This is a genomic window from Citrobacter sp. Cf118, from assembly GCF_030334095.1.
GTDB lineage: Bacteria > Pseudomonadota > Gammaproteobacteria > Enterobacterales > Enterobacteriaceae > Citrobacter > Citrobacter freundii.
In genome coordinates this window covers 1-4,594 of sequence record NZ_JAOWES010000060.1, presented here as the reverse complement: position 1 = coordinate 4,594, position 4,594 = coordinate 1, and the positions used below count along the sequence as shown (strand labels likewise).

Genomic DNA, 4,594 nt, shown 5'->3' with positions numbered 1-4,594 from the left:
GCGAGTGCGCTGGTCGCCAGTATTGGCAATGCCCATGATTTTAAGAACGGGCGCCAACTGGCAGCCTGGTTGGGGCTAACGCCATCACAATACAGTAGTGGCGGAAAATCAAAGCTTGGCAGGATAACAAAAGCGGGTGATGCCTACCTGCGAACCCTGCTGGTCCAGGGAGCCCGTTCTGTTATGGTAGGGGCAGAGAATAGAACGGACTCGTTTAGCCGTTGGGTCTGCTCGTTGATTGGTAGGCGGGGATACTGGCGTGCTGTCGTTGCAATCGCCGCCAAGAATGCGAGGTTGTGCTGGGCATCATTACATTACGGCGATGACTTCAGACTGTATTCAACAACATGAAAAATTTAACTGAGTAGTAACTGAACTGTAAATTGTTGATGGTAAAGGGTTAGACCCCCGTGAGAAGTATCTGCATATCCTACTGGATATCACTATCCGATTAACGAAGGAGGATCTCACGAGCGTCTTTCATCAGGGTCCGAATCACTAGCGATTCAGCATGACCGTTTATAGTAGCGCAGTCTTATCCCTTGCCTTTCATTGATGAACAGACAGAAATTAAAAACCGGCGTTGACTGTTCGGGGAAGCCCTTATAGTAGGATAATTTCCTTTTTCCAAGCGGACCCGTCCCTCAGCCCCACCATGACGACTGAAGTGGCTGTAAACGCAGTACCTATCAATTTCAATATAAACAATGAACTAACGCTGTTAGCGTGGTTTTTTGCATCATTGGCCCTCAAACCCCAATATTCATAACCTGCCGCGCGACCAGGGGCCGGGTAATACCGTCTCGCTGGAAGTTGAAAGTGAAAATATCACAGAACGCTTTTTTGTCGTCGGTGAAAAGCGCGTCAGTGCCGAAGTGGTGGCTGCGCAGTTAGTGCAAGAAGTTAAACGCTATCTTGCAAGCCCGGCGGCGGTGGGGGAATATCTCGCCGACCAGCTGGTACTGCCAATGCCAATGGCGGGGGCGGGAGAATTTACGGTCGCCTATCCCTCATGTCATCTACTGACCAATATCGCGGTGGTGGAGCGTTTTTTGTCAGTGCGGTTTAGTCTGACTGAAGCAGACGGCGTAACGCGGGTGAGCATTGAATGATGCAGAGATGTAAGCCGGATCTGGCGCGTTATCCGGCTAAACTTACACTCCGTACCCCATCATCTTCAGCAATTGCTGGGCGTGTTGTACCGCATCCTGGCGATGGGCCACGCCGAGTTTCTGATACAGATTGCGGATATGCGTCTTGATGGTGGTCGCTGCCACCCCCAGTTCGCCTGCAATTTGCTCGTTGCTGTAACCGGAGTAAATCAGCCCCAGGACCTGCCATTCACGTTGCGTCAGCGGGCTGGTGCGGATCAGTTCTGGCACTTCTGGATGATTTAGCAGACGTTCAACGAAATTCTCATCGAAATGGGCGAATTTATGCCGATGATGTTGATTGATTTCTCGCAGAATACGCTGGGCGCGGTGCTGTTCCAGCTCAGGCAACGTATTGAGTTGAATCAGCTGGCGTAACTGTTGCGCCATCGCTTCGCCTTCGATGACAAAGTGACTGATAAATCCGGTACGATTCGCCAGTTTTAATGCCTCCAGCAACACGCGCTGGGCATCATTTTTGCGTCCGGCCTGCCAGTATAGTTGATTAAGCAGCAACAGGTTACGGTTGAGATCGCTCATTAACCGCAGACTGCGGGCGTTTTCATTGAGTTCTTCAAGAACAATTTCTGCCGGTTCAAACTCGCCCAGCAAGATTTGTGCACGGGCGATGTTGCGCCATTGACCTTGCAGGAAGTGGTTATTCGCAAACTCCGGTTTGGCTGTGTGACGCAACCAGTTGGCGGCGGCAGCTTTGTCGCCGGTCATTTGCCAGTAAATGACCCGGACTTTGTTGGCGTTAGAGATCCAGTCGCTGTGATATTTGCCATTTCCCAGCAGGTTTTCCAGACGATTCAACTGGCTACGGGCGTTATCCAAATCACCTCGGGCCAGCGAGCATTGAATCAACATTGCCAGGCACTGGAGCTGTTGCTGTGGCTGATAAGACGACAAAACTTCAATCCCGCTGCGTGCCGATGCTTCGGCTTCGTCCAGCCGTGCCCAGGCCCATAACAGTTGTGCTCGGATACGTACCAGAAATTCATGCATTGGCAGCTGTTCCAGATGCTGCTCGTTGATCAGCTGGAATGCTTTTTCCTGCGTTTCCCACGCGGTTTGCAGGAAACCCTGAGCAAACAGAATTTCGCTTTGCTGGATTAAACTCCACAAAGCGTAGTGCCAGACATCGTGCTGGCGTGCCATCTGTTCGGTTTGCTGCATTAACGCCAGTGAGCGGGTCAGTTCCCCTTTGCAGTGCAGCACTTCACCCAGCACCGAAGTTGCTACAATGCGGCTGTAGAACCAGCCGGGAGGCAGTTCTTCCAGTGCCAGTTTTGCCAGCCGTTCAGCTTCATCCGGGTTACCATCGTTAATTGCCACCTGGGCGCGCAGAGCATTAAATTCTGCATGCATGGTGCCTTCTCTGATGTCCTTGATTTCATGTTCAGCACGAGCCAGCAGGGTGTTTACTTCGCCGTAGCGATGCTGGCTTTGCATCAGCCACGCTTGTAATAACACCAACTGCGGATTTTCCAGCGAACTCTCCCATGGCAGGGCTTTAAGTGACTCTTCAAGTAGCGAAAGTTCGCTGTGGTTGAACAAACTCCAGGCGTGATTAAGCAGAATATCGCGCAGCATCAGCGCATCGCCTGCCGCCAGCGCATGATGAATCGCTTCGCTGGGGAATCCCTGGGCCATCCAGCTTTCTGCAGCGGCACTGTGGATTTTCGGCAGCTCAGCCGCCAGTTCCCACTGGCAGCGCTGGCGCAGGAAGTTGCCAAACAGCGGGTGATAGCAGAACCACTCGCCGCTATCATCCATCCGCTGCAAAAACAGCCCCTGACGCTCAATCTCTTCGAGGCGCATTTGCCCGTTTTCTTCGCCGGTCACACGAGTGATGAGTGCATCGTTCATTGAGCGCAAAATGGCGCTTTTCAACAGAAAATGGCGCGTTGCGAGATCGACGTTGTCCAAAACCTCATCGACCAGATAATCCGAAAGATGACTGGCATTGATTCCCGCCAGGCGACGTGCCGACTTATGGGCTGAGTGGGTATTCTGCCGGGCGGAGAGGGCAATTAACTGTAGCGCAGTCGCCCAACCGGAAACGTCATCGCAAATCCGACTGCTTTCTGCGGCTTCAATCGGCGATGACAGGCGGCAATCAAAAAACTGCTTCGCTTCCTGGTGGGTAAACGCCAGTTGCTGACTGCCAATTTCCAGCAGTTGGTCGCGAACACGCAGATTGGCAATGCCCAGTTGCGGAAGATTGCGTGACAACACCACCAGGGTGAGATTTTCTGGTTGATGGCGAATAAAGAAGCGCATTGACTCGTGGATCACCGGATTAGTGATCAGATGGTAGTCATCGATGACCAGATAAAGTGGGCTATGCCATTCCGCCAGCTCAATGAAAAGCTGGGCGAAGAGTGACGTCAGGCTGGCATATTGCCGTTTTTGCGCCATCGTCTCACAAATCGCACAGTGGCCGTTGGTTGCCTGCTGCACGGCGGCAATGAGATAGCTGGCGAAACGCTCTTGCTGGTTATCACCTTCATCCAGCGAGTACCAGCCGATATCGTTTTTGCCTGCCGCCCACTGGGAAATGAGCGTGGTCTTTCCGTAGCCCGCAGGACTTGTGATCAGCGCCAGCCGGAAGTTGTTCGCGCCGGAAAGTTTAGCCAGCAGGCGCTCACGAACCACGGTATGGTCGAGTCGAACCGGACGACTTAATTTTGACGGAATCAGCATAGTTAATCACTTCACTGTGGAAAATGAGGAAATATTATTTTTTTTGCGCTTCGTAATTAATGGTTATAAGGTCGGCCAGAAACCTTTCTAATGCAAGTGATGACGTTTTTTTATGTGTATGAATTTGCACTCTGTCACAATTCAAAATGTTTATTAACAACTCACCTAATAACGACGCTGATGCAGCGTGAATACTGGGTTTTACGGTATTTTCCTCATGTTCATCAGTTTCATTTAAGCAAGGGAGTCTTCTCAATTCCTGATGAAAGAGCCGGTGATGCTGCCAACTTACTGATTTAGTGTATGATGGTGTTTTTGAGGTGCTCCAGTGGCTTCTGTTTCTATCAGCTGTCCCTCCTGTTCAGCTACTGACGGGGTGGTGCGTAACGGCAAAAGCACCGCCGGACATCAGCGCTATCTCTGCTCTCACTGCCGTAAAACATGGCAACTGCAGTTCACTTACACCGCTTCTCAACCCGGTACGCACCAGAAAATCATTGATATGGCCATGAATGGCGTTGGATGCCGGGCAACCGCCCGCATTATGGGCGTTGGCCTCAACACGATTTTCCGCCATTTAAAAAACTCAGGCCGCAGTCGGTAACCTCGCGCATACAGCCGGGCAGTGACGTCATCGTCTGCGCGGAAATGGACGAACAGTGGGGATACGTCGGGGCTAAATCGCGCCAGCGCTGGCTGTTTTACGCGTATGACAGGCTCCGGAAGACGGTTGT

Annotated in this window: 2 protein-coding genes and 2 pseudogenes; 3 read left to right on the top strand and 1 reads right to left on the bottom strand. The window is 51.8% G+C overall.

What is annotated here, in order from left to right:
• Together OGX67_RS04820 and OGX67_RS04815 are read left to right on the top strand one after the other, a co-directional pair.
• The coding region (locus tag OGX67_RS04820) for a transposase (protein ID WP_182321318.1) at positions 1 to 351 on the top strand (351 nt) is incomplete at its 5' end.
• 407 nt (positions 352 to 758) lie between these two features.
• Positions 759 to 1,112, top strand: a pseudogene (locus OGX67_RS04815) (RNA 3'-terminal phosphate cyclase); the annotation flags it as partial.
• Between the two features lie 42 nt (positions 1,113 to 1,154).
• On the opposite strand, the gene malT reads toward OGX67_RS04815, so the two are convergent.
• Entirely contained in the window at positions 1,155 to 3,860 is a 2,706-nt protein-coding gene (malT, locus tag OGX67_RS04810) for an HTH-type transcriptional regulator MalT (protein WP_016240421.1), read from the bottom strand.
• Between the two features lie 328 nt (positions 3,861 to 4,188).
• On the opposite strand from malT, the pseudogene OGX67_RS04805 reads away from it, so the two are divergent.
• Positions 4,189 to 4,594 (top strand): annotated as a pseudogene (locus OGX67_RS04805) (IS1-like element IS1B family transposase); the annotation flags it as partial.